The sequence below is a fragment of the Wolbachia endosymbiont of Anopheles demeilloni genome, assembly GCF_018491735.2.
GTDB lineage: Bacteria > Pseudomonadota > Alphaproteobacteria > Rickettsiales > Anaplasmataceae > Wolbachia.
The window spans coordinates 13,226-35,888 of sequence record NZ_CP084694.1 but is presented as its reverse complement, the minus strand read 5'-3'; the positions used below and the strand labels follow the sequence as shown (position 1 = coordinate 35,888).

General features: G+C 34.3%; 19 protein-coding genes and 2 pseudogenes. 14 read left to right on the top strand and 7 right to left on the bottom strand.

Annotated elements, in window-relative coordinates; translation table 11 throughout:
• Positions 1–113 precede the first annotated feature (113 nt).
• Genes JSQ73_RS00190 through JSQ73_RS00180 form a run of 3 tightly spaced genes read right to left on the bottom strand, consistent with a single transcriptional unit; the run spans position 114 to position 3,527 of the window.
• On the bottom strand, positions 114–1,034 hold the full coding sequence (locus JSQ73_RS00190; RefSeq protein WP_214249335.1) for a tyrosine-type recombinase/integrase: 921 nt from the start codon (positions 1,032–1,034) through the stop codon (positions 114–116).
• Between the two features lie 2 nt (positions 1,035–1,036).
• Positions 1,037–2,425, bottom strand: a complete 1,389-nt coding sequence (lpdA, locus tag JSQ73_RS00185) for a dihydrolipoyl dehydrogenase (protein ID WP_214249334.1) — start codon at positions 2,423–2,425, stop codon at positions 1,037–1,039.
• The gene (locus tag JSQ73_RS00180; protein WP_214249333.1) at positions 2,418–3,527 is read right to left on the bottom strand and encodes an outer membrane protein assembly factor BamB family protein; all 1,110 of its coding nucleotides are present in this window, start codon (positions 3,525–3,527) and stop codon (positions 2,418–2,420) included. Before JSQ73_RS00180 ends, lpdA begins: the two co-directional genes overlap by 8 nt.
• A 323-nt stretch (positions 3,528–3,850) precedes the next feature.
• On the opposite strand from JSQ73_RS00180, the gene JSQ73_RS00170 reads away from it, so the two are divergent.
• Positions 3,851–5,143, top strand: a complete 1,293-nt coding sequence (locus tag JSQ73_RS00170; RefSeq protein ID WP_214249331.1) for a cbb3-type cytochrome c oxidase subunit I — start codon at positions 3,851–3,853, stop codon at positions 5,141–5,143.
• A gap of 118 nt (positions 5,144–5,261) precedes the next feature.
• On the opposite strand, the gene JSQ73_RS00165 is transcribed toward JSQ73_RS00170, so the two are convergent.
• Positions 5,262–5,771 carry a hypothetical protein gene (locus JSQ73_RS00165; protein ID WP_234301762.1) on the bottom strand — a complete coding sequence of 170 codons (510 nt, stop codon included), beginning with the start codon at positions 5,769–5,771 and terminating at the stop codon, positions 5,262–5,264.
• A 146-nt stretch (positions 5,772–5,917) separates the two neighbouring features.
• Between JSQ73_RS00165 and JSQ73_RS00160 the strand changes: the two genes are divergently transcribed.
• From JSQ73_RS00160 to JSQ73_RS00115, 10 genes and pseudogenes are all read left to right on the top strand, one after another.
• The gene (locus tag JSQ73_RS00160; protein ID WP_214249330.1) at positions 5,918–8,452 is read left to right on the top strand and encodes a valine--tRNA ligase; all 2,535 of its coding nucleotides are present in this window, start codon (positions 5,918–5,920) and stop codon (positions 8,450–8,452) included.
• Positions 8,453–8,493: 41 nt separating this feature from the next.
• Entirely contained in the window at positions 8,494–10,590 is a 2,097-nt protein-coding gene (locus tag JSQ73_RS00155; RefSeq protein ID WP_214249329.1) for a coiled-coil domain-containing protein, read from the top strand.
• 137 nt (positions 10,591–10,727) lie between these two features.
• Positions 10,728–11,483, top strand: a complete 756-nt coding sequence (locus JSQ73_RS00150) for a coiled-coil domain-containing protein (protein WP_234301761.1) — start codon at positions 10,728–10,730, stop codon at positions 11,481–11,483.
• Positions 11,484–11,516: 33 nt separating this feature from the next.
• Positions 11,517–11,852, top strand: coding sequence for a hypothetical protein (locus JSQ73_RS00145; protein WP_234301760.1), 336 nt, complete (start codon positions 11,517–11,519; stop codon positions 11,850–11,852).
• Positions 11,853–11,911: 59 nt separating this feature from the next.
• Complete coding sequence (gene pyrF / locus JSQ73_RS00140; protein ID WP_214249328.1) at positions 11,912–12,592, top strand: orotidine-5'-phosphate decarboxylase; 681 nt, start codon at positions 11,912–11,914, stop codon at positions 12,590–12,592.
• A gap of 899 nt (positions 12,593–13,491) precedes the next feature.
• Positions 13,492–14,711, top strand: a pseudogene (locus JSQ73_RS06685) (phage major capsid protein).
• 142 nt (positions 14,712–14,853) lie between these two features.
• Positions 14,854–15,333 (top strand): hypothetical protein, encoded by a 480-nt coding sequence (locus tag JSQ73_RS00130; protein WP_214249327.1) that lies wholly within the window; start codon positions 14,854–14,856, stop codon positions 15,331–15,333.
• A gap of 227 nt (positions 15,334–15,560) precedes the next feature.
• Positions 15,561–16,349 (top strand): 4-hydroxy-tetrahydrodipicolinate reductase, encoded by a 789-nt coding sequence (dapB, locus tag JSQ73_RS00125; protein WP_214249326.1) that lies wholly within the window; start codon positions 15,561–15,563, stop codon positions 16,347–16,349.
• Entirely contained in the window at positions 16,346–17,104 is a 759-nt protein-coding gene (gene pstB / locus JSQ73_RS00120) for a phosphate ABC transporter ATP-binding protein PstB (RefSeq protein ID WP_214249325.1), read from the top strand. The genes dapB and pstB overlap by 4 nt, the downstream gene beginning before the upstream one ends.
• A gap of 68 nt (positions 17,105–17,172) precedes the next feature.
• Entirely contained in the window at positions 17,173–17,949 is a 777-nt protein-coding gene (locus JSQ73_RS00115; protein WP_234301759.1) for an ankyrin repeat domain-containing protein, read from the top strand.
• A gap of 277 nt (positions 17,950–18,226) precedes the next feature.
• On the opposite strand, the gene dxr is transcribed toward JSQ73_RS00115, so the two are convergent.
• The 3 genes and pseudogenes from dxr to JSQ73_RS00100 form a co-directional block, all read right to left on the bottom strand.
• Positions 18,227–19,402: a 1-deoxy-D-xylulose-5-phosphate reductoisomerase gene (gene dxr, locus JSQ73_RS00110; protein WP_214249324.1), complete on the bottom strand. Its 1,176-nt coding sequence runs from the start codon at positions 19,400–19,402 to the stop codon at positions 18,227–18,229.
• 27 nt (positions 19,403–19,429) lie between these two features.
• The gene (locus tag JSQ73_RS00105) at positions 19,430–19,924 is read right to left on the bottom strand and encodes a hypothetical protein (RefSeq protein ID WP_214249323.1); all 495 of its coding nucleotides are present in this window, start codon (positions 19,922–19,924) and stop codon (positions 19,430–19,432) included.
• A gap of 229 nt (positions 19,925–20,153) precedes the next feature.
• Positions 20,154–20,291 (bottom strand): annotated as a pseudogene (locus JSQ73_RS00100) (IS5/IS1182 family transposase); the annotation flags it as partial.
• 205 nt (positions 20,292–20,496) lie between these two features.
• On the opposite strand from JSQ73_RS00100, the gene JSQ73_RS00095 reads away from it, so the two are divergent.
• From JSQ73_RS00095 to JSQ73_RS00085, 3 genes are read left to right on the top strand one after another with little or no spacing between them, the layout of a single operon-like run.
• On the top strand, positions 20,497–20,949 hold the full coding sequence (locus JSQ73_RS00095; RefSeq protein WP_214249322.1) for a hypothetical protein: 453 nt from the start codon (positions 20,497–20,499) through the stop codon (positions 20,947–20,949).
• Positions 20,950–21,004: 55 nt separating this feature from the next.
• On the top strand, positions 21,005–22,273 hold the full coding sequence (gene proS / locus JSQ73_RS00090; protein WP_214249321.1) for a proline--tRNA ligase: 1,269 nt from the start codon (positions 21,005–21,007) through the stop codon (positions 22,271–22,273).
• Positions 22,270–22,644: a holo-[acyl-carrier-protein] synthase gene (locus JSQ73_RS00085; RefSeq protein WP_214249320.1), complete on the top strand. Its 375-nt coding sequence runs from the start codon at positions 22,270–22,272 to the stop codon at positions 22,642–22,644. The genes proS and JSQ73_RS00085 overlap by 4 nt, the downstream gene beginning before the upstream one ends.
• Positions 22,645–22,663 lie beyond the last annotated feature (19 nt).

The following is a 22,663-nucleotide window of genomic DNA, read 5'->3' as shown; positions in this document are numbered from 1 at the left end:
CAAAACGTTTTTGCTTTCTTCTCTGCTGGTCACTATTGCTTATATAAATCAAGTACAGTACTGAATGATGTTGCAAGCACTCAGTTCGGCAATATTATCGATTTAAGACGAAGTTAAGATTTCGATTTTTTATTCAAACTCTTCTGAAAGTTTTTATACATATTGAAGACATCTTGATAATTTAGGTGAGTGTAAACTTGAGTAGTTTCAAGGCTTGAGTGGCCAAGCAGCTGTTGTATTGATCTTATATCAATATCTTCTTGAAGCAAATGAGTAGCAAAACTATGGCGAAATGCATGTGGAGATAAAATTTCTGGTAAGTTTAAAAATCTTCTTATTTTTTGCAAACGATTAGCAACATAAGTTCTTCCCAATTTTTTTCCTCTTACCCCCACAAAAAGATGTCCCGCTTCGTCAAAGTGGGGACAAGCTTTTATATATTTTTGTATACACTTTTTTACTACTGGAAGAATAAATACCTGCCTTTGTTTATCTCCCTTACCTGTTACTATTAAACTTTCATTGCTAATATCACTAACCTTAAGATTTAGTGCTTCAGTGATTCTTAAGCCCGTACCATATAGCAGAACGACAATTGCAATTTCTCTTTTTACCACCCAAGGCTCGCCTAGATCAGGCAATTTCATTTCTTTCAATAGAGTTTCTATGTTAGATATTGAAAGTGCTTTAGGTAGAGTTCTTCTCTGAATTGGCCTTGATAAAGAAAATACCGCTTCATTATTTATTTCATAATTGTTTTTTATATATTTGAAAAAATTTCTGATTACTGACAATGCGCGAGTGTTAGATCTCGCATTTACACCTCTTGCATAACGAGAGGTAAACCAACTTCTCAGTTCAGGTATGCTTAATTTTTCTAAATAGCCAACATTTACTTCTTCACCAATGTGAGTATTTAGGAAACTTATAAGATCTTTGAGGTCCCTCATGTATGACTCCAAAGTGTTTGGTGAGTAAGACCTGTTGTACTTTAGCCAATCATACCATTTTTCAATGATTGAACCGAAGTCCACAGTTACTTTTTAAAGAAAGCATCGATGCACGCATCCCTAAAGGCTTCATTTATATCAGGATGAGAGTGACAAATTCTGTATATATCCTCTGCTGCTGCACCATATGCCATTGCAACCGCTGCTTCATTGATTAGCGTATCAGCGTATGCTCCTATGATATGTACACCGAGTATTGTATCTGCTTTGCTACAAGTCAGAACTTTCACGAATCCCTCAGCATCGTCAGTGACTTTTGCTCTACCGTTTGCAGCAAATTGACATTTACCAACTTTATACTTTCGACCAGCACTTTTTAGTTCTTCTTCAGTGTTACCGATTGAAGAAACTGCAGGGTGGGTGTAAATGACTGACGGTATGATTTCATAATCAACGTGAGGCAATTGCCTTGCTAGTATCTCTGCAACTGCCACCCCTTCTTCCTCAGCTTTGTGAGCAAGCATTGCTCCACCAATCACATCACCAATAGCAAATATTCCTTTCACATTAGTTTCATATCTTTTGTTAACTTGAACGAAACCGCGATTATCTTTTTCCATTTTTTCATCAATACCAAGACCATCAGTACATGATTTGCGTCCTGCTGCCAGCAATACCTTATCCGCCTCTATAGAGTTTGTTTGATTATCTTTTACAGAGCAAACTTTCACACTCAAAGAGTTACTACTTTGTTTTATTCCCTCAACTTTGGTGCTAAGTAAAAATTTTATTCCTTGTTTTTGTAGACTAGAAAGTAGAGACTTACTTAATTCTCCATCCATTGCTGCAGCGATTCTGTCAAAAAATTCTACTACAGTGACTTCAGACCCTAGCCTCCTCCATACAGAAGACATTTCAAGCCCTATTGCCCCGGCTCCGATTACGACAAGTTTTTTTGGTACTTCAGTTAAAGACAATGCACCAGTTGATGAAATAATACTTTTCTCATCGATATTAATTTCTGGCAAAGAAATAACGTCAGAACCGGTTGCAATTACTATATTTTTTGTCTTCAGCACCTTACCTTTAACTGAAACTTCAAGGTTGCCTTGATCAAAAGAAGTAATTTTTCCAAGTCCATTGATCTTATTAATTTTGTAAAGGTTAAACAGATATTCTATGCCTTTTCCAAGTTCATGAACTCTAGCGTCTTTATAGCCTATCATTTCTCTCAAATCGAGACTTACATCCTTAACTTTTATGCCAAGTTTTGATAGATTATTTTTCGCGCTAGCATACTGATAAGAGGAATGGAGTAATGCTTTTGATGGTATACACCCAACTCGCAAACACGTGCCACCAAAAATGCTATTTTTGTCTATACAAGCAACTTTGAGTCCAAGTTTTGCAGCAGCAATAGCGCATTTGTAACCACCTGGACCACCACCTATAATAACCAAATCATAATCAATCATAAAAAACAAACCTATTTTCTAAAGAATAAACACCATTTCCTTCAGTCGTTATATACATCTTACCATGGGTAAATACTGGAGCATGAAACACATTACCGGGTATTTTAATTACCCTTCCTGTACTTTCAGATCCAGGAAAAGCAAATATTGAACCTTTATTACTTGTTACCCAAAGCGTATGGGCATACATAATTGGAACAAACAATTGCACATTCTCTATAAAATCAGATGTCCAAACTGTTTTTCCACTTCGTATATCGATGCCAATTACTTTATTATTTTTAGTCAACATGAAAATTCTTCCGCCTTCTTTTTGTTTCTCTGCAGGAATAAGAGGGCTATAATATGACTCAATGTTTGATATACTTTTTACTTGTAGTGGCCTTGACCATAAAATATTTCCTGAGTTTACGTCAATGCTATAAATATAAGAGTTGCTCGTAGCTATTAAGATATTATCGTGTACTCTAGGTGTAGTAGTTACATCTGTAAGCTGTGTGTCTAAAAGATTTGTAGCTAATTTTTGGCTCCATAGTTTTTTACCTTCTTCATTAAAAGCTATTAACTCGCCATTTGAAAATATTGCCATTATTTTATCATTAGAGACTGCTGGTGAGATGGAATATAAACCTCGAACCTCATTTATACCATTTTGATAAGCCCAAATTGGGCTGCCATCTTTTATATCAAATACATGTAGATAGTTATCAATAGTCAATACTACCAACTTATTGTTTATTACTACTGCTTTCCCTCTTGCCGGAGCTCTTAATTCTTTTTCCCATTGAATCTCCCCTGTTTTCGCATCTATTGTGTGTAGAATGTTATCCACTACAAAGAAAACATTTTCTTTGTAGTTCGATAAACTCATATTACCAAATTTTTTCCTACTTGAGAGGTATAATTTCCAATTTATAACTCTTGGGTTATCGATATCAAAGGAATATAAGGTACCGTACTTGTCTGGTAAAATAACGCTATTTTCTGTAAGTATTGGAGCTACATATCCTTGAGATAATTTTTTATCTACTAAACTTATTCGTTCGCTTGCCATTGTATAGTTACTATACAATAACATTATCATGACAATTATTATTTTCATTATTTAGTGAAAACAAGATTCATTAATATACATACTAGAAACGTAAATCACAACGAAAATGTTCTTAATTGTGGATCAAAAGCATTAACGTAATGTCATGCCATTATGTAAAGATTCTCTTACTGTAATAATTTTTATCAAGTATTGATTAAAACACATTTCGATAGCCAAGACTAACGCTGTCAGTAATATTACCATAATATGAAATGGAAATGGACGCAGAATTTTCACGATGAAAGATATTTTTGTAATGTCATTCATTTAAACTATGCATATCAATTTGAAAAATGTACATTGTCTTATGCTATAGTACCTAAAAGTAAATGCTCAACATACAAAATAACGCTTCACTTTGCAGGCAATGGATATTCTTGGCAGTACTTGCTCTTGCTTGTTCTGGACTGCTGTCAATAATTGTTATTTTTCTACGATTGCCTTTTATTTCTTCTCTCATTCCTTCTGCACAATATATCTTTGATAATGCACTGGTGATACACGTAAATTTGTCAATTTTGGTATGGATGTGCTCTATAATATCTCTGCTCTTCATCATAAACTTAAAAAACACCAATCATTGGTTTAACTTCTCATGGATTCTCTCAATCCTTTCCATGCTGCTAATGTTTATATCTGCATTTGTTCCAAATACTGAAGTTATCAAAAGTAACTATATACCTGTATTACAAAACAAATTATTTTTACTTGGACTCAGTCTTTTCATTACCAGCATATTGATAAATACAGCTCTAGCCTACATATCAAATAAACAAGACTCATATCTTTCAATCGGACAAATTGGCCTGGTCATTATACTTGTGTCATCATTTCTTTGTGTTGTTTTAGCACATAAAAATATGCCTCCAGGTCTATATCACTCAGACAAGAATTTATTTTATGAATATCTCTTTTGGGGAGGCGGACATTTACTGCAGTTTGCTTTTGCTCAAGCAATGTTTTTAGTTTATTTAATCATACTGAATGCTCGCTATATTAGTCTAAATAAAATTACCATTTTACCACTATTTATAAACACAGTTTTGACCGTAGGTGCGCCGTTTATATACTTTATTTATTCGGCGGATAGTGCTGAATTGATACAGTTTTTTACCTGGCATATGAGAATTGCTGGAGCAGTTCTGCCGTGCTTTTTAACAATATTAGTGTATTGCAACATAAAAACTCTGCTCAATGATAAGGGCAATTATCTTCTCCACTCGTTTGTATTGTTCATTTATGGAGGTGTGCTTGGAGTGCTAACTATTGAAGGAAATGTCACTATCCCTGCGCATTATCACGGTTCTGTGGTTGGTATTACTATAGCTTTTATGAATTTTGTTTACTGGCTGTTACCAAAATTGGGCTGTAAAGAAATAAAAAGCTCCATAGTAAGATTACAGATTTATGCATATAGCTTGGGACATTTTCTCCACATTACTGGACTTGTTTGGCTTGGTGGATATGGTGCCTTAAGAAAAGTTGCAGATCTGCCAAGTATTTCATCAATGTTGGCACGTGCTTGTTTTATTACGGGTGGAGCTATATCAGTTATTGGTGGAATGTTATCCGTAATAATTGTGATTTTACATCTTCTTAAAGGCAAGGCTCGTACCAACTAACCAACAGAAACAAAACTAAAAATTTTAGTGTAAAATTACTATATTTACTTTGTACTATGGCTCAAACAACCTGCTTCAAATTTGGAAAGGCAATGAAATGAAAAAAAACTATATCAAGCTAGACTGAATTCTTATTTGCTACTCCTTGTGGTTCTTGTGTTCCATTTACTTGAGAGCTAGGTTTCATTATTAAACCACCAGCTAAGAATGCAGATACTGTTGCTATAACAACGATTAACCACATGTCCAATTTAGTTGTATGTTCAAGTGTAATATACACTACTAACCCAACAGCAAGACCAGTACTAGCAGTAGCGATGTATGTTGCTTTTTCTTTTAGTTGTTTATTTGCTTCATTTTTGGTTTCTAATATTTTCTTTTCTTGCTGTAACTGCTGGATTTGAGTATTTATTTTTTGTTTCAGTTCATTCGATACTTCACTTTTTAGTTCATTTTTTATTTTATTTTTTAATTTAGATATTGCCTTTTCTGGGCTTTTTTTAACTTCTAGTTCCAACACGTCCTCAAGCAATTCTGCTAGTTTTATTTTTTCTTTGGAGGGCAGATAGTATGGATCATATAGAGCATTAACAAGATCTTGTAAATCAGAAAATTTAAAATCAGGCATAATAAACCTCAATACTAAAAATTTATCGTGTAATACATAAAAAACTAAAATCAAGAAATTTTGTATTATAAACTAAAATGTCAGACATTAAAATTGCTGTATTTGCTCAATTGTGCTAACTTAAAGCTTGAAACTGAAAAATATTTATGTTGGAAGAAAAATACAGCTTTAGAGAAGTTGAAGACAAATACAATGTATTATGGGAAGGAAGTAAAGTTTATAAATGGAGTAGTGAAAAGGGTAACACTTTCACTATAGATACGCCCCCACCAACGATATCAGGAAAGTTGCATATTGGCCATATATTCAGCTATTGCCACACAGACTTTATTGCAAGGTTTCAGCGTATGCTGGGAAAAGATGTATTTTATCCAATTGGGTTTGATGATAATGGCCTTCCGACTGAAAGGTTAGTTGAGCAAACCTATAAAACCCGCGCAAAAGAAGTTGGCAGAGAAAAATTTATAGAGATGTGCCATGAGGTTATTGAAAAATCAAAGCAAGAATTCAAGGAATTGTTTAAATCAGTTGGCATTAGTTATGACTGGGATTTGGAATACCACACGATCAGCAAGGAAGCTGTGGCACTTTCTCAAATGTCATTCATTGATCTATATAATAAAGAATATGCATACAGAAAAATGCAACCTATTCTTTGGGACCCAGTCGATAAAACTGCAATTGCACAAGCAGAAATAGAGGATAAAGTCTTTGAGTCATTTTTGAACACGATAGTTTTTTCCACTGAAGAAAATGAGCAGATTAAGATTGCAACTACACGGCCTGAGTTGCTTCTAGCATGTGTTGCAGTTTTTTGCCATCCAGAAGATGCACGCTACACTCAGCTGATTGAAAAAATAGCCGTGGTGCCAATAACAGGAGCAAAAGTTCCAATAATAGCTGATGATAAAGTTAAAATAGATAAAGGTACTGGGCTTGTTATGTGCTGTACGTTTGGTGATGAGCTCGACATATATTGGCAGCAAAAGCATGGTCTGCCGATGAAAATTATTATCGATCAGGATGGTAGGATAAGTCTAGATTCAGTGTATGGTAATAATAGATCCCAGTGCCCAGACACTGGAATCCAGCCATTAGAGGGGACACACGCTCCAGCACGTGACGCTGGAATCTACGATGAAATAAATGGCCTAAGGGTTAAAGAAGCAAGAAAGAGAATTATTGAAATCCTAACTGAAAAGGGCCTTTTGATAGAAAGTACTAACATTTCTCATTCCGTAAAGTGTGCAGAAAGATCTGGTGCATCACTTGAAATATTACCAACTTATCAATGGTTTATCAAGACTTTAGAGCAAAAAGCTCAAGTGTTAGATAAAGTAAAAAAGTGTAGTTGGCATCCAAAGTCTATGCGTAAACGCATGGAGGTATGGATAGAAGGGCTAAATTGGGATTGGTGCATTTCAAGACAGCGTTATTTTGGTGTGCCATTTCCGGTGTGGTATTCAAAACGTAAAGGGGAGGAGAGTAAAATCATTCTAGCTGAAGTAAAGGATTTGCCTATCGATCCACTCAAAGATTTGCCGAAAGGGTATATTAAAGAAGAGGTTACCCCAGACCAAGATGTAATGGATACGTGGGCCACAAGTGCGATCACTACTCAACTAAGTGCACTGGCAGTAAACAGTGAGCTCGATTTACCAAGCCATCGGTATGATAAGATATTTCCTGCAGATCTGCGCAGCCAAAGCCATGAGATAATAAGAACTTGGGCTTTTTATACGATTTTGAAGGCACATTATCATGCAGATTCACTGCCGTGGAAAAATATCATGATTAGTGGTTGGTGTTTGGCCGATGATAAAAAAAAGATGAGTAAATCAAAAGGTAATATCATCACTCCTCATGTAATGCTTAAAACCTATGGAGCTGACGTAGTACGCTATTGGGCAGCAAACTCAAGACTTGGAGTTGACACAGTCTACTCTGAAAATATCTTCAAAATTGGCAAACGACTTGTTACGAAACTTTGGAATGCTAGCAAATTTATTTCCATGTTTATGGAAAAACATCAAGCATTGAGCATAAATTCCATCAGTGAGACGATGGATAAGTGGATATTGTCCAAATTATATAAAGTGATAGAAAAAACGACGAACAACCTATTACAGTTTGAATACTGCGAAGCTTTGAGCGCAATAGAAGAATTTTTTTGGAAAGATTTTTGTGATAATTACTTAGAGTTAGTTAAAAAACGTGCATATGGAGATGCATTGGACAGCGAGGCAAAAATGAGTGCGAAACAGAATTTGGCATATGTACTCAATATTATTTTGCGGTTATTTGCACCATTTTTGCCATACATTACAGAGGAAATATATCATCAGTTGTATAGTTATAACTCCGTTCACAATAAAAGTAACTGGCCTAACAAGGAAGAACTTACCTATGATAAGTATTCTGAGGAAATGGGAGATAATTTCGTGCAGATATTAAACCTTGTGAGAAAAATAAAAGCAGATAATAACGTATCAGTTAAGCATCTTATACAAAAGTTGATGATAAAAGCGAGTGTAAAAGAGGATGAGTTAAATTATTCTGCTCAGCATGATTTGCAGTCAGTTTGCAATGCTGAAGTGATAGAATGGGTTGAGAGTACAGAAGCAGAGCTTATAACTGAGAATGGAAAATTTACTATAAGTTTATTGATTGATGTAACTTAGCATTCGTATTACTATACTAATTATTTAGTTGTGAGATAGTAATGATTGGTAATTCATATGATAATAAAATTGAAGAACAAAAAGATGATTATCATGACTTCATTCAAAGGTTTTTGTTTTTGCTCGGTAAGATAAAAGAAAAGAATAAATCAATTCACACTGCTGTAGCTAGTTTTCGCATATTATCTTTTTTAATAAAATACAATGCCAATTTTAATGAAGATGAAGTGTATAAAGCCGTTATCCAAGATTTCAATAATGTAAAGGAGGCGAGACTAGAGCTTCAAGATAAGGCTAAAAAAGTATTGAATGGGTATATTGAAAGTGGTGTTGAAACAGTGTCAATATATGGTAGTTGTGCAGAAGTTAAATTGGGAGCTAATAAAAACAAATTCAAAGTCAGTGAGTTTTTGAATAGTAATTTCTGTCAAGATAATGGAATTTCAGAGTTTTCAACTCTGCATAGCAATGGAAAAAATGGAATGCACGGTTTTGTTTCTGAAGAAGGAATAAGGCACTATGTTGTAACTGATGGTGCATACGAAATGACTCTGAATTGGTGTGATGAGGACGGAAAAAAGTGCACTATTATAATTAATATTGATGCTAATGGTATAGAACTTATCGAGCGTAATCGTGTTACTGATGATCAATTGAAAGCAAATAAAGATGTAAAAATAGGTAACTTATTCTTGTATCAAATAAAATTTAGAAATAAGGAGAAAGGCAATCATAAATCATCTGAGATTGTGATAGAAAATAGTAATAGAAATATTAACATTCAAACAACGCAAGAAATTGAGCGTGGCAGCAAAGAAGCTCAAATAGGCAGTACTAAAATGCAAGACAAAATTGCACAAGTTATAGATGACAGCTTAAACGAAAGAATTAATAAATTGAAAAAAGAAAATACAAGATTAACTGGAAATAATCAAACTATATTAGAACAATTACAGCAAAAAATGAGAGAGATGGAGGAATTAAATGGAAAGGTAAGGGAAAAAGATGAAGTTTTGGCTGAAGTAACACAAAAACTCAAGCAGCTAAGTGATTCGGTAGAGAGTGAATTTGAAAGGAGAAAAGTAGAGAAGGAAAAGTTAGAGGAGAAGTTAAGGAAAGCGCAAAAAGAGATACAAAAGTTAAGTAAAGAAAAAGCTGAATTAGTGCAAGAAAAGCAAGGCTTGGAAGAATATGCTAAAGTTCTAGTTGTCAAAATACAAAAACTAGTTGATCAAATAGGGCGATCAGATCTTAAACTGGATGAATCAATAAATGAAAATAAAAGGTTAGAACAAGAATTGAATGATACTAAAAAAGATTTAGGTGATAAATATAGTGAAATCCAGAGATTAGAAAGTCAATCACATGAATTAGAATCTAAAAAAGTAACAGAATTGATGACATATTTAGAAAAGAAAGAGAAAAAAATAGCAGAGTTAGAAGCACAGTTGCAAAAAGAAAGTTCTGAAACTTATGATTTAATACTTAAATCATCGGATTTAGAAGAAGAAAAAAGACGATTACAAGAAAAGTTAAATGAAAAAACTCAAGAAGTGATTAAACTAACTGTAGATTTAGAGGAACTAAGTAAGCAATCGGAAGAGAAAGAAACTAAATATTTCAGTAAAATTAAAGAGTTAGAAAAAATTCTTAATAAAGAAAGAAAAAACAGTGGAGAGTTGGAAAATTATAGCATCAATCTGGAGGAAGAAAGTCAAATTCAACATGAAAAGTACAAAGAGTTACTATTTAAGAAGCATTCTCTAAAAGAAGAAATTTCAGATTTGAATGATCAATCTTCATTAGCCCATCAGAATCGTGTGAGCTTAGCACAAGATTTGGCAAAAAACATAATATATTTGTTCAAAGAGAATGTAAGAGAAGGAGATAACGTGATTATATCGCAGGAAAGTGTATTAGAGATTTTGAATAGATTGGAGGAATTAATCAAGAATTTTGGAGTCAGTGATCAAGAAATAAAAGGAGTAATTGAAGAAATATCTGTACAAATTAATGATAGCCTTGTTCCTTCAGATATAAGTAATGGAGATTTATCAGCACTACCAAATAAAGAGCTGGATGAAACTTCATATTCAGAAGATTTTGGATATTCTAGTAGACGTTCTACTCCCGTCTGATGCCACCTTGCATTTTGAGTTTAGTTAGCATATCAACTAAAGTTTATCACTGGTACAATTGTGATAAGTGTTCTCCTCTACAGGTAAGATAATTTTAATCAATATATACAAGACTGCTGAAGTTTTATATATGGGTGATGAGCAATTTACTTAATAAATATAATACATTTTATTTTATAGCTAGTTCTCTGGCTACTCTTACATTACTTATATCTTTAGCGCTTATTAATGTACCTAGTTCTTTAATTCTCGCTTTAGCTGTATTATCTGCTTTGGCTCTTATGATTTTGTATAAAATAATTATTGACACTAGTAAAGTGGAGAAGAAATTTGCTCACAAAGAGCGTGAGTTGACTCAAGAAAAGCACAATTTATACGAGGAAGGAAGAAAATTTGGTCAAAAAATAGAAGCTGAGAGGAAATCTTTTCTTAAAGAAAAAAAATCTTTGGAGGAGAAATTAGAAGCAAAAATGATCCATATTATTGGAATAACAGACGAATTAGAAAAAGTAACGAAGGAGAAAGATGATCTTGCTGAACAAGAAAAAGAATTACTCCATAAAATCTCATATTTGTGTAAACAGTTACAGGAAAAAGAAGCTAATCTAACTGAGAGGGAAAAACACATAATGGAATTGAAAAGAAAAATAGACAATAATAAACATGAAGAATTGAATAAGGAAATAGATAAATTACGTAAAGAGAAACATATGCTATATACACAAAAAGAAGAATTATATAAAAGGCAAGAAGAACTTTGTGTGGCATTAGATGAATTACAGTGTAAATTTAAAGAAATTAATCAGAAAAATAAAAACTTATCTAAAGAATTAAAAAGGAAACTTGAAGAGCTAGATAAAGCAGACGGTTTAATTAAAAATCAGTCTTTTTAGTTAGACAAAATAAGACAAGATTGTAATAACAAAGTGAAAAATTTAAGAAATTCTCTTTTAGAGCGAGACAGTCAAATAAAACAACTTCAATATGTGATAGAAAAGGTAGAAGAATCAATAAGATTGAATAGAGCAATTAAAGATTATAGCACAAAAATAATATTAAGGGAGACTCAGAAAATAAAATTTGTATTAGGGCAGCTTGTGCAATTCAAGTCAGTTAAAGGTTCCAAAACATCGGAGGAAACATCTGATTCTTTACAGGAAGATCTTGGATATGCCAGTCGTTCACCAACTCCGACCAGATTATCGGGTTCAGTGTCTGTACAAAGCATTGCAAGTGGAACAATCCCTGAATACGGATTGTAAAATGCAACAATTACTCTTATTATAAAAAAAATTTATTATAAAAAAAATTATACAAGATAATGAACCCAATAATATGCGCACTGGATACACAAGATTTGAATGAAGCCATATCTTGGGCTAATGGTCTGCGTGATAAGGTTGGCATGGTAAAACTTGGGTTAGAATTTTTTGCTGCACATGGCCCTTCTGGAGTGAGAGAAGTTGCAAAATGCAATGTACCAATTTTTTTAGATCTAAAATTGTATGATATTCCAAACACTGTAGCTAGAACAGTTGAAGCAATAAAAGCTCTAGATGTTGAAATGCTAACATTGCATATCAGTGGTGGAACAAAAATGCTTCAAGAAGCGCTAAGTATAGTGCAAGGAAAGAAAATAAAGCTAATTGGAGTAACAGTACTAACTAGTATGGGCAATGAAGATCTGAGTGAACTCGGAGTGGCAAGGGAAGCAAAATCACAGGTAATTTTGCTAGCAAAGCTTGCAAAAAAGATTGGACTACATGGAGTAGTTTGCTCTGCACTAGAAACTCAAGAAGTGCGCCAAGAATGTGGTAAGGATTTTAAGATTATTACTCCAGGAATTCGTATAGATTCAAGTCATGATGATCAAAAAAGGACGGCAACACCAAAAGAAGCAATGAGCTCAGGAGCTGATTATATCGTAATTGGCAGACCCATTACAAAAAGTGGTGATCCCGCAAGTAGTGCAGAATTAATATTGAAATCTTTTATTGATTGAAGCAGGGCAGATAAGGTAGCCATAGGGTAAAAGCAACAAACGGTATGTATCCGTTCAGCAGGGTGGCAAAACAAGGTAGACGAGAAAAGATAACTAAATGGGCGTCATCCCAGTGCTTGACACTGGGATCCAGATATAAAAAGTATTTGCAAATTATGCAGTAAACAATAGTCCTTAAGGACATATGTCAAAAATAATGTCCAAAAACTAGATCCCAGTGTCAAGAATTGGGATGACATCATAGACACGCAAAGCTACTTGTTTCGAAAATAATATGTTAAACTAATTTTGCCTCGAACACAAAGGCAGTGCTTGACACTGTTTACTATGCAAATTGCCACAATGTTCGTACAGCTGTGACTGAAATGATAAAAAGAGGATAATTAAAGGATACCATTTATTGTTTTGGCAAATTTGTACAGCTACGTACTTTATTTGCACATTCTTCTGAACAGATACGCAGCGAAAAAAATGCTTGACATAAAAAAATGGATGCTGTATGTTGCTAACAATTAAGTATAATATTTACCGTGGTGTAATACTACACTACCTTTTTTTACTTCAACAAGTAATTAGTATCATTTTTTTCTCACTACCAAGTAGCTTACGTTCATTTGTATCTACCATGAAGCCAATGCTAGAATCCAGAAAAAAGACCAGTGAATGGCAGGCACGAGCATTATACGTATACAGTTGTATGAACGTTGTTTATCATGAGGGCGCCATCCCAGCACTGGGATCTATATTGTAAACAAGCGTTTGAGTTATACTAAGCTGCCATTCACTGGTCTTTTTTCTGAATGCAGTTTACATGATAACAAAAAGGTACTGAGATTACTGATAAAGATTACCTTCAAATTACAATAAATATTCTAATTTTATTTTTTAAGGAGGCTATTATGTCACTTACTGATATCGCTCACCGTGTTAATGAACTCGCTTCATCATGGGAGCAATTTAAATTAATAAATGATCGCAAACTAAAAGAAATCGAAAGCAAAGGACCTGCAACAATCGAGCAGCTATGCAAGATAAATAGTAATATTGATAATTGCAAAGAGCGCTTAGATTTTATTGAAACCGCAGCTCAACGCCCAGAGATTAGCACAGATTTTAATACAGGTGATAAATATTTTTCTGATTATATTCGCAAAGGAATGGAAAACAGGTTATCACATAAAACCCTAAGTGGAGATGACAATGATATTGGAGGGTATTTAGTTACTCCTCATATTGTAAAACGCATAAACAAGCGTATAACTGATTCATCTCCAATGCGGCAGATATGTTCCAATCAAAGAATCTCTACTGAAACGCTGGATTATATTATAGAAGATTGTGACCGTGCTGGTGCAGGTTGGAGTGGTGAAGTAGTAGACGACGAAGATGGTTGCTATAAATCCAAGTATGATTTTGCACAAGACACAAGTACACTAAAATTCAAAAGATTTCCATCACAACTTATGAGCTCTATGCTCAGCCGCAAATATCACAAAAATTGCTCGATGATGCATTTGTCAATGTTGAAAATTGGCTTGTAGAAAAGGTTGCCGAAACTTTCAGTAAGAAGGAGAATGAAGCTTTTATTAAAGGTGATGGGACTTTTCAGCCTAAAGGAATTTTAACTTACGAAAATGGAAATGGTCATAATAAGATAGAGCAAATTAAAGCTGATAAGCTAGACAGCAACGCCATAATGATATTGTACTACTCTCTAAATGAACATTACTCTAAAAATGCATCATTTTTGATGAACAGGAGTACGTTAAAGGACGTGAAGCTACTAAAATCTGAAACAGGTCAGTATCTTTGGCAGCCGAGTTTATCGCTTGAAATACCAGATACTTTAATGGAAATACCAGTATATCAATCTGCTGATATGCCACCTACAATGATTGCAGTAGCGGATTTCAAACAAGCTTATAAGATCGTAGATAACAGAGGAATGAGAATACTTAGAGACCCTTATACAAACAAACCTTATGTTAGATTTTTTGTCACTAAGCGTATTGGCGGGGAGGTTGTCAACACCAGTGCTATTAAATTGTTGAAAATTGCAAGCAAGTACTTTCATTTTTATGAAATAATTGACATATTATACTTTTTATGTAATAATTAAATTATTATTAATTTAAGGAGTAAAATATGTGAAAAAGCATAAAAAAGTTTTTTCAGTCGATTGCAGGAAGAATTGCATCAGTCTGGAACAGCGTTAAAAACTTATGGTCTGGTAAACCGCAAAAAATAGTGTAATTAAACTAGTGAAGGGTAAATCCAATCATTGGGGTGTTATTAAAGAAAATGGTAATAAGCAGTTAGTACTGCATATAAACAAAAAGAATGTACCAGAAATTATGGATGGGAGCGGTATTAATTCTAAAGATCCATCAAGATATCATATCAATGTCAAATCTGACGAAGCTATATTCGAAATTGTTTATAGCAAACTTGTTGCCATGAACGATAATTCGGTATCCTTTATAGTGAACTCGGTATATGATAATAAAACTTTGTCTTGTGAGTTAGAAGGAATGAAAAAGATGTTGGTTTCAAATAGTAAGCTTACAGTTGTTACTATAGATAAAATATCTCAGAAACCTGAAGTTGTAAGTTCTACATCTAAAGTGCCTGCAAGTGATAGAAAGGTACTAAGCTCAGAAGCTGGTAAACCTAGTAAGGTGCTAGATAAGACAGCTAAAGAACAACTTATAAATTCAAAACTTATTATGCCACTTTTCTAAAGAGTATCTTTTCTTCACAAAAAAGCATCTTCTTTAGTGCTCTTTTTTTCTTTATAAGTTTTCTCCATAGGAGAAAATTGACTAATTACAATTAGTATCTTCCTCGTATCAATTTTCAATAGATTCATTGATGTATAGCTATAGTTTTATCAGTGTAAGGCTAAATATGCTAAGCTTATAAAGATGACAAAGCTTCAAAAAAAGCCTAACATAGTGGAAAAAGCTTTATGAAAATCAAAGTTGGAGTAATAGGCTGCTTAGGCAGAATGGGTAAGAAAATACTCAATGAATTAATTACGAATACCAAAGTGGAAGTAGCAGGTGCTGTTGTTCGCTTGGGCAGTGAGTATATAGGCTTAGATATTGGGCCTATTGTAGGAAATAATTGCAATTTAGGAATCAAAATTACAAGTTCTATTAGTGAGGTATTTGAATCGTCCGATGTTGTAATAGATTTTACAACTAAAGAATGTATGCTAGAATGCCTTAAGGCGGCCGTGAAATTTAAAAAACCGCTAGTTAGTGGCACAACTGGAATAGAAGGTCTAAATTTAAAAGAACATGCTTCTAAAATTCCAATATTATGGTCAGCAAATATGAGTATAGGAGTTAATGTGTTGCTGAAATTGGTAAAAGAAGCTGCCAAGCTTTTAGGTAATGAGTATGACGTTGAAATTTGGGAAATGCATCACAATTTAAAAAAGGATTCACCATCTGGAACAGCTATAGAGTTTGGTAAAGCAGTTGCTAACTCTGCAAAAGTGGATTTTGAGCTCAATCAATATTCACATAATAATTCAAATATAAGAGGGAAAGGGGGAATAGGCTTTGCAGTATCTCGTGGAGGTGGAGTAATAGGAGATCACAGTGTCATGTTTGTCAATTCCGATGAACGAGTAGAATTAAATCACAAGGCAATTGACCTCACAACATTTGCTAGAGGGGCTATTCAAGCAGCAATATGGTTGTGCGAGAATAAAACTCCAGGACTTTATTCAATGCAGGATTTAGTATGAGCGATAAATATGCTTTCGTTAAAAATTTAAATCTTTGGTATGGCTCTAAACAAGTTTTATTCGATATAAATTTGAATATTTGCAAAAAGAAAGTCACAACTTTTATCGGAACGTCTGGGTGCGGTAAATCGACATTTTTGCGTTGTTTCAATCGTATGAATGATTACGTACCTGGATGTAAAGCGACCGGTGAGCTGGTAATCGATGGGCTGGGTAATATATATTCACGTGATATGGATGTTGTATTGCTCAGAGCAAAAGTTGGTATGGTATTTCAAAAACCCAATCCTTTTCCAAAGTCAATATATGATAATGTTGCTTATGGGCCTAAGTTGCATGGCATGGTAAAAAATAAGCAAAAATTAGATGAAATAGTAGAAAGTAGTTTAACTAAGGTTGGTTTATGGGAAGAGTTGAAAGATAGATTGCAAGATAGTGCACTAAATTTATCTGGTGGCCAGCAACAAAGATTATGCATTGCTCGTGCAATTGCAGTAAAGCCAACTATTTTATTAATGGATGAACCATGCTCTGCTCTTGATCCAATGGCAACCAATGCAATCGAAAATCTTATACAAGAATTGAAATTGAGGTTCACCATAATTATGGTAACTCATTCGATAAAGCAAGCTAAAAAATTATCTGACAGCATAGTTTTCTTTTGCAATGGCAAGATTGTTGAATTAGGAAGTACTCAAGAAATCTTTGAAAATGCTCAGTCTCCTTTAACGAAGGAGTATATTCTGGATCATTAGCTTAATAGTTGATATTTTAATTTTTTCTATGTATAATTTTATCAAGTTTGTTGTGATAGGGGGTTAAAATGTTTAGTACAAGTGAAGCAACAAAAAAGTTGTTTAAAGCTATTGAATTTCAAAATGCTAGTGGTGAAAGAATAACACCTGAGGAAGCTTGGAATCATTTTCAACAAGCATTGAAAGAAGGAGCGAATGTTAACGCGTTTGAAGATGAAATGACACCTTTGATGTCCATCCCCCTAGCTTTTAGCTCTAGTAGTGATGAAGAGCAGTCTAAGTTAAAGAGTATGGCTAAGTTGCTTGTACAGCATGAAAACATTGATATAAATATTAAAAGCAAGCAAGCTGTTATTGAGAGAAGACCAAAGGAACATGATGGTTATCCAGTGTACGAATTTGAGGATAGAGAAGTAGTAGATCAGGGTAGAGGGGGTTGTGTATACCTTAATAATTCACAACCTGTTAATGAAGGATTTATACCTCAAAATTATGCTCGTGCAGAGGAGGAAATTAAGACCGGCAAGAAGGAAAAAAATACAGCTCTACACATTGCTTGCAAGTTGGGAAATGTAAACATGATAAAAATATTACTTACACATCCAAAGATCAAAACTAATATTAAAAACTATGAAAACAAAAATCCAAAAGATTGTATTGCAGAACATGTTAAGGAAATAATAGAACCAGAGTTCATAAAGGTAGAAGAAGTTGCTCAAAAAAGGAAACAAACTAATTATGCTTGTGCTTTTTTGTTATCTGAAGTACTTGCTGTTGGTCTATGCTTCGTAGTTGACAACCCAGTTCCACTTGCTGCAACTTCGTTGCTTTTTTTTTTGCAATAGGATGTGGTTTTCTGTATAGAGCAAATACAGTTATTAATGATTTAAGCTTCTCTCAAGTTATTGTGAACGAACGTGCTAGTGATGTATCTGTTCAGGTAAGGTGTCATTTCAGCACTTGATGCTGGAATCAAGTTTTTCATTTAATCTCATTGAATTTAGCATAAGCTCAGTTTACTTGTAAATTTTTCTGGATCCCAGTGTCAGCTACTAGGATGACAGGAGTATGAAATGGGGCTACTTGACCATTTAGTTGTCTTTTCTCGTCTACCTTATTTTATCACTCTGCTGAACAGATACCTTTACTTTTTATAATTTCATTGGCAAGAATACGGCTTTCAAAGTTAATGTTGATTATACCAGATAATGAGTTAATATCAGCGTACTTGTCAAAATTTTCTATTGTTGATTTTACCACCTCTAATATTTCTAAAAAACCGATTCGCGATTTCAAGAATTCATTAACAGCTACCTCATTTGCAGCGTTCAAAACAATACTATTTGTATGTGGAGAAGAGGAATTTAACACTTCCATACTGAGCTTTAGTGCAGTAAAACGTTTATGATCTGGTTCTTGAAAGGTCAATTTTTTTTGTTTTGTTAAGTCTAACTTGTAGTTCAAAGTTGATCTTTCTGGCCAAGACAAAGCATATGCAATGGGAATTTCCATATCAGTTTCTGCAAGCACAGCAAAGCTGAATCCATCGTGATAAACTACAATTCCATGTACTATCGATTCAGGGTGCACTACTGCTTCAATTCTATTTGGGCTAATTTTAAACAAATGATGTGCTTCTATTATTTCTAGTGCTTTATTCATCATTGTTGCACTATCAACTGAGATTTTCTTTCCCATTTTCCAAGTAGGGTGACTTAGTGCCTGATTTACTGTAATATTTTTTAATTGTTCAAGGCTATAATTTAAAAATGGTCCACCAGAGGCAGTGAGTATAATCTTTTCTACACATTTATCATCATTTTGCAAAACTTGAAAAATTGCGTTGTGTTCAGAGTCGATGGGAATTATTTGTACGCTCCTTTCTTTAGCTTTTTCAAGCAGTAACTTGCCACCACAAACAATGCTTTCTTTATTTGCTAGGGCAATAACTTTAGTACCGCTTTCTATAACCTTTATAACTGGATCAAGGCCTGCGATGCCAACTATTGCAACAACTGAGAGATCAACAGGTAGAGAAGCAACATTTGCTAGACCTGGAGCGCCAACTTCTACTTTGACGTTTGTACCAAGTAGATCTTCTTTTAAATCTTTGTAGAACCTTTCATCAGAAATGGCAGCATATTTTGCATTAAGTAGATTTGCCTGTTGTGCTAGCAGAGCAAAGTTAGAATTGGCACTTAGTGCTTCCACCTGATATTCTTCCTTTCTCTTTAAGAGCAAATCTACAGTCTTTTTTCCAATGCTTCCTGTTGATCCTAAAACTGAAACTTTTTTCACTAATTACAATAAAATCTTCTTAGTTATTTAGTAACCAAGCTCATGATCATCACCAACAGATGATGAAGGATCAGGTGAAAAAGATTGGCCATGATGATCACCTGCATCATGCATATCATGCAAACCATCGGCACTTTGAGCTACTTCATTGTTAGAGTGGGGATAATCATCCGGATGATGCCCCTCATCACCGTAGTCCATACCCATTCCTTCTGATGGCATATCTTCTCCACCACCACCTGAAAAATATTCAGCAAGGCTTTCAAGAAATTTTATGCCAAACATATTACCTGATTTCCCAAATAACGTTACTAGACTGCTACCACTGACCAAACCTTCAAACACATTATTATAAGCAGCAATTGCTCCTTCATGAAAGTTGAACATCCACTTCATTCCATCCACAATTGTTGAAACAGAGTCGCTATGACCAAGACCGAAACCACTTTTTTCACTAGTGGCTTCCTGATGTTGCTGCTGTGCCTGCCATTCTGCAATATTTGGACCTTGTGCTTCACTCATAAACTTTTATTCTAAGCCTTAAGCTATTATTTTACCAAAAACACTGTAAAATATCAATTGTTTAAGAGAGGTTATCATAAAAATAGCTAACACTAAGCTATTTTTATGATTCTGATTACTCTATACCAAAACATTGATAATGTGCTGTAGTAACAAAGTGATGAAGGAAGATCCTTTTTATCTTGAGGTTTAAAACAGTAGGTACCTTCTATTTCTTCTTAGAACCTGTTCACAATCTTTTCAGAAGCAAAGCAGCGAAAGCAAGAACGACCATTTGCAGGCTAGTGTTGAGTTTCCGCTCGCAATTTTTCCAAAGTCGCCTACATTTTTGCAACCAGGCAAAAGAAGATCTCTCAACAACCCATCTTGCTTTGTCCTCTTCCTGCAAGACTTCAGATCTGCTACAATAATCTCAAACTTTCCTCGACTTATATCACTTGGATATAAACTTCCCATATCCTACTTTATCCTCTCATTCTATCCCTTTTTTGAGATCATGTACAGTCTCTAAAGCTGCTAAAAAGCCAAGTAATAACGAAGGTACAGATTCGATAGTGAAGGTATTGAACACAATGAAGAATTCTCCTCTTCTAGAAGTAACTAAATCCTCAGATAGCAAAAGTGATGACAAAGATGATGATCAAAATCGTACATCCAATAATGAGTGGGAAGATGAGTATTCAACATCTCCAACTCCGCAATCATACGGTAAAAAAAGAAGCGAGAGTCCTGACAGTGGTCATGAATCTGATGATAATGTAAAACCTAAATCCACAACTCCACCACGTTCTACACTAAAGGCAGAGAAGCCACCGATATCGCCTAAGCCTGTTAATTCAAAAACGAAATATGAAGCTTCTCCTGGAGTACAAGCAAATAATGTTGACTCAGTGAATAGTGAGGTGCAAAAACCATCTTCTTTGGTTAGTCAAAATATTAATCTTTTTGGTGGAAAAGCAAACCCATGTCAACTTAAAAGTTTCATATATCTAGGCAAGAGCAGTAGTACATTCTTCTTAAAATAAGTTTACCTAAAGGCCTGATTGTATTAAGATTACTTAGTACAATCAGATTTATCAAATGCGCTTATCTAAATATTACCTGCCAACTTTAAAAGAAACCCCTGCTGGTGCTGAAATTATTTCTCATCAATATTTATTACGTGCGGGCTTAATCAAGCAGACAGCATCTGGAATTTATTCTTGGTTACCGCTTGGCCTTTTGGTACTTAAAAATATTGAAAATATTATCAGAGATGAAATTGGTGCTATTGAAGTGTTGATGCCTTGTGTGCAGCCAGCAAGTCTTTGGCGAGAATCAGGACGTTACGATGATTACGGCAAAGAAATGCTGCGTATTAAAGATAGGCATGAAAGCGATATGCTTTTTGGTCCAACACATGAGGAGGTGGTAACTGATTTGATTAGAAATACGGTAAAAAGTTACAAAGATTTGCCACTTTGTTTATATCAAATTCAGTGGAAGTTTCGTGACGAAGTAAGACCTCGTTATGGCGTTATGAGAGGTAGGGAATTTCTGATGAAGGATGCATACAGTTTTGATGTAGATTACGAAGGTGCACTGAATTCATATAATTTGATGTATAAAACTTACATAAAAATCTTCAAAAGCATGGGACTTACTCCAATTGGAGTTCGAGCTGATACGGGGCCAATTGGAGGAAATTTGAGCCACGAGTTTCATATATTGGCAAACACTGGTGAAAGCACTTTATATTATGACAATAAATTTTCTGAACTACTAGAGAGTGAAGATATTGAAAGTCTGAAGAGCATATATGCAGTTGCAGACGATATGCATGATCCTAAAATTTGTCCTATAACGCAAGAACAATTAAATGTTAGTAAAGGTATTGAAATAGGGCACATTTTTTATTTTGGTGATAAATATTCGAAGCTTATGAAGGCAAGTGTTACTTCTCAAGATGGAAAAAATGTTAATATGCATATGGGTTCGTATGGTATTGGAGTTTCAAGGCTTGTTGGCGCAATAATAGAAGCTTTCCATGATGATAAAGGAATTATCTGGCCAGAGGCAGTAGCTCCTTTTAAAGTTGGTTTGATCAATTTACAAACAAAAGTAGCGGAGTGTGTAAATGCTGCAGATAAGGTATATAAAATTTTGAAAAGTGATGAAGTGCTTTATGATGATACGGACGAAAGTGTAGGAGTGAAATTTGCCAGAATGGATCTGATAGGCTTGCCGTGGCAAATAATTATTGGAAAGAAAGCAGTAACTTCAAATATAGTTGAAGTAAAAAATAGGGCAACTGGCGAGATAGAGGAAATACAAGTTGAAGAAGCAATAAATCGTTTTAGCGCAAAATGATATACGGTATTGGCACTGACATAGTATATATACCCAGAATATTGAGAATATCACAAAAATACGGGCAAAAATTTCTCAATAAAGTCTATACTAAGAAGGAGATAGAGATAAGCAAAAAATATAATAGCCAAGAAGTAAGGGCAAAATATTTTGCTAAACGCTTTGCTGCAAAGGAAGCTTTTGTTAAAGCGCTAGGCACTGGATTCAGCCAGGGAATTATAATGAAAGATATAGAAATATACAGTAATATCAGGGGAAAACCACATCTTGCTATCACAAAGGATTTCATCTCGAAAGACTACAAGATACACCTTTCTCTAAGTGATGATCAAGATTATGCTACTGCGTTTGTTGTAATTTGCGTTGAGTAGATATTGTTTAGTACATATA

What these genes read in the sequence shown, in the direction of transcription:
- JSQ73_RS00095 (WP_214249322.1), top strand. Translation starts at nt 20,497, where the DNA reads ATGAAGAATTCTCCTCTTCTAGAAGTAACTAAATCCTCAGATAGCAAA.
- proS (WP_214249321.1), top strand. Translation starts at nt 21,005, where the DNA reads ATGCGCTTATCTAAATATTACCTGCCAACTTTAAAAGAAACCCCTGCT.
- JSQ73_RS00150 (WP_234301761.1), top strand. Translation starts at nt 10,728, where the DNA reads ATGAGCAATTTACTTAATAAATATAATACATTTTATTTTATAGCTAGT.
- JSQ73_RS00180 (WP_214249333.1), bottom strand. Translation starts at nt 3,527, where the DNA reads ATGAAAATAATAATTGTCATGATAATGTTATTGTATAGTAACTATACA.
- JSQ73_RS00170 (WP_214249331.1), top strand. Translation starts at nt 3,851, where the DNA reads ATGCTCAACATACAAAATAACGCTTCACTTTGCAGGCAATGGATATTC.
- JSQ73_RS00165 (WP_234301762.1), bottom strand. Translation starts at nt 5,771, where the DNA reads ATGCCTGATTTTAAATTTTCTGATTTACAAGATCTTGTTAATGCTCTA.
- lpdA (WP_214249334.1), bottom strand. Translation starts at nt 2,425, where the DNA reads ATGATTGATTATGATTTGGTTATTATAGGTGGTGGTCCAGGTGGTTAC.
- JSQ73_RS00160 (WP_214249330.1), top strand. Translation starts at nt 5,918, where the DNA reads ATGTTGGAAGAAAAATACAGCTTTAGAGAAGTTGAAGACAAATACAAT.
- pstB (WP_214249325.1), top strand. Translation starts at nt 16,346, where the DNA reads ATGAGCGATAAATATGCTTTCGTTAAAAATTTAAATCTTTGGTATGGC.
- JSQ73_RS00115 (WP_234301759.1), top strand. Translation starts at nt 17,173, where the DNA reads ATGTTTAGTACAAGTGAAGCAACAAAAAAGTTGTTTAAAGCTATTGAA.
- JSQ73_RS00085 (WP_214249320.1), top strand. Translation starts at nt 22,270, where the DNA reads ATGATATACGGTATTGGCACTGACATAGTATATATACCCAGAATATTG.
- JSQ73_RS00155 (WP_214249329.1), top strand. Translation starts at nt 8,494, where the DNA reads ATGATTGGTAATTCATATGATAATAAAATTGAAGAACAAAAAGATGAT.
- dapB (WP_214249326.1), top strand. Translation starts at nt 15,561, where the DNA reads ATGAAAATCAAAGTTGGAGTAATAGGCTGCTTAGGCAGAATGGGTAAG.
- JSQ73_RS00105 (WP_214249323.1), bottom strand. Translation starts at nt 19,924, where the DNA reads ATGAGTGAAGCACAAGGTCCAAATATTGCAGAATGGCAGGCACAGCAG.
- pyrF (WP_214249328.1), top strand. Translation starts at nt 11,912, where the DNA reads ATGAACCCAATAATATGCGCACTGGATACACAAGATTTGAATGAAGCC.